Origin of the sequence: Achromobacter sp., from assembly GCF_036567245.1 — a bacterium.
GTDB lineage: Bacteria > Pseudomonadota > Gammaproteobacteria > Burkholderiales > Burkholderiaceae_B > Achromobacter.
Genome location: NZ_DATCUY010000043.1, coordinates 1 through 2,530, shown reverse-complemented (window position 1 = coordinate 2,530; position 2,530 = coordinate 1). Strand labels below are relative to the sequence as shown.

Here is a 2,530-nt window from a genome sequence, read left to right as displayed (position 1 = left end):
GTTCGTCGTTGCCGTGGCCACCGATGCGGCGGGCCATCCGCGCCAGGCGGTCATCGAGTCGGTGCCGGCCTTCACCAAGGCCGCCCTGGCCGACTGGGCAGCGCGCCGTCTGGCGCCGGGCGCCGACGTCTACAGCGATGGCCTGGGCGCGTTTCGGGCCGTCGCCGACCTGAACCATGCCCACACCGTGATTCAGGCCCCGCCGGGCAAGGCCGGCACCGAGGTCGACGGCGCCCGCTGGGTCAACGTCGTGCTGGGCAACCTCAAGCGCTCCCTGGACGGTACCTGTCATGCGTTTGGCTTCTTCAAATACGCTGAGCGTTACCTGGCCGAGGCCGCCTGGCGCTTTAATCGCCGCTTCGACCTCAAGGCCCTGGTGCCGCGCCTGCTGGTCACCGCCGCTGCCTGCCCGCCCTGGCCTGAATCAGCACTGCGCAACGTGCCGGTTTACCGGCCGTGCTGAAGATTGGCGCTAATCAGGTGAATTGTTCGAATGGGTCAGTCATCTCGTTCGAACCCAACATGTTGTATGCGTCCGTCCTGCAGGGGGTACGCGAGTTGTTGGGCAACGAAAAATTCGCATTTCATATGTGCGGCTTGTCGGATACCGAATGCGAGCGCGACCTATATATACCCTATGTAGACGATGTGCCTTACATGCAGGAGGCTTCCACGGTGCTGGCCCAGTTTGAAAAGCCTTGGGTGCATGATCGCTTGAGGGGCTATGGCAGGAAAATTGAGATCATTCCCGTGCGGGCGAGCTTCAAGGTGGCTGATGAGGTGGTCCAAGAAGCTGACGTGGTGAAAATCGATGCGGAAGGGGCCGAGATGTCCGTGCTGCGCGGTATGTCCAGAGTAATAGAAAATAATTCGCCAATATTTCTGATCGAAAATAATGACTGGTCGGTAGTGACGGAGTTCCTTCGGGGCTATGGTTACGGTGTCTATCAGTACCGGAAAGACGTTGGACTGCAGCCGCTGTCAGGTGCGACGACCAATTGTTTGTATCTGAAGGCGGAACATTCTGAAGCGCTGTCGATGGCGCCCAATCGTATTATGTAAAAAGGGGAAAAATGACGTACTCTGAAGCCGAGTGAGCCGCCCCGGAAAGCGCGGAGGCGATCGAGTTTAAGTCAGGCGGCGTTGCGGACATCCGCCTGACCCTGCTCGTATAGCGCCTCAAACGCTGCCGGTAGGCTATGGCCGATTGGATCAAGCAGGCGTTGTTTGTTGAACCAAGACACCCAGTTCAAGGTTTCCCATTCCAGCCGGCGTAGGTGGGCAAAGCGCAGCGTGCCCACGCGGACACGGTGCCGGTCGGCGCACGTCGCTCATCTGAACCCTCGTCAGAACCGCATGGGCACGGCCTTTTCGGCCTTTGTCCACCCTACGCCGGCTTAGCCAGGCGTGGGCGGAACCGGTCGTCGGGGCCTTGGGTTTGCCCGTACCCAGTGTCCTGCGGCGTGAAGACGGTCACCGCGGCCAGGCCGTGCAGCTCGATGTCGCCCAGTGGCCGCAGCCGGTGCCGGCGCACTGCCCTTGCGGTCTCGCCACAGACCAGGATGTCGCAGTCCATCTCGCGGGCGGCTTGTTGCAGGCGCGCGGCCAGGTTCACGGCCGGGCCAACGGCCGTATAGGTGCTGCGAAATGGCGTGCCGAGGTCACCCACCAGCGCCGGTCCACTGGCCAGGCCGATCCGCACGCGCAGCGCAAAGCGGCCTTGCTGGTGGCGCGCCTCGTTCAATCGCGCCACCGCTTGCGCCATATCGAGAGCGGCCTGCAGGGCCTGGTCGGCATGGTCGGGTGTGGCAATCGGAGCGCCCCAGAAGGCGATCAGCCCATCGCCGGTGTAGCTGTCGAGCGTGCCGCGCCCCTCGAGCACCGGGCGGGTCAGGCAGTCCAGGAACTGCCGCGTGAGCGCGGCGGCTTCCTCGAGCGTCGAGTTGGCCGTGATGCGCGTGTAGTCCTGCAGGTCGGCGATCAGGACGGAGATTTCCGCGCGCGCGGGCAGCAAGGGGTCGTCGTTGTCGCGTGCCAGTAGCTCGTCGAGCACCGGTCTGGCGAGGTAACGCGACAGCAGGCGCGTGCGTGCGCGCAGGCGCGCCTGCGCCGCCGACCACTCGATCGGCAGGAACAGTCCGAGCAGGCAGGCGTATGACCACAAGGCCGGACTGATGGCCACCGGCGCGTGCGTATGCACCACCCAGATGGCAAGTGCCGCCCACACGGTGAGTGCACCGCCCAGCACCGCGGCGATGGCCCGCAGGCGGCGCCAGCGCGCGATCGCCCACCACAGCGCGAGCGTGGACAGCACCAGCCAACCCGCCAGCAGGTGACCGGACGGCGTCGGGGGGGCGTATCCGTCCAGCGCCCGCAACATCCCATCGAGGGCTGCCGCGTGCACGGTGACGCCGGCCATGCTGGCCTCGAGAGGGGTGGCGACGCGGTCCGCCAGGCCGAGTGCCGACGATCCGACCAGCGCGATTCTTCCGGCGAGTGTCGGCAGCGCCGGCCCGACCAGCAGCGCGCC

Annotated in this window: 3 protein-coding genes; 2 read left to right on the top strand and 1 reads right to left on the bottom strand. The window is 65.1% G+C overall.

What is annotated here, in order from left to right:
- Both VIR09_RS01530 and VIR09_RS01525 read left to right on the top strand, forming a co-directional pair.
- The coding region (locus VIR09_RS01530; RefSeq protein ID WP_332011110.1) for a transposase at positions 1 to 463 on the top strand (463 nt) is incomplete at its 5' end.
- Positions 457 to 1,062, top strand: a complete 606-nt coding sequence (locus VIR09_RS01525; protein WP_332011107.1) for an FkbM family methyltransferase — start codon at positions 457 to 459, stop codon at positions 1,060 to 1,062. The genes VIR09_RS01530 and VIR09_RS01525, both read left to right, overlap by 7 nt.
- 325 nt (positions 1,063 to 1,387) lie before the next feature.
- Here the strand turns inward: VIR09_RS01525 and VIR09_RS01515 are convergent.
- The coding region (locus tag VIR09_RS01515; protein WP_332011104.1) for an adenylate/guanylate cyclase domain-containing protein at positions 1,388 to 2,530 on the bottom strand (1,143 nt) is incomplete at its 5' end.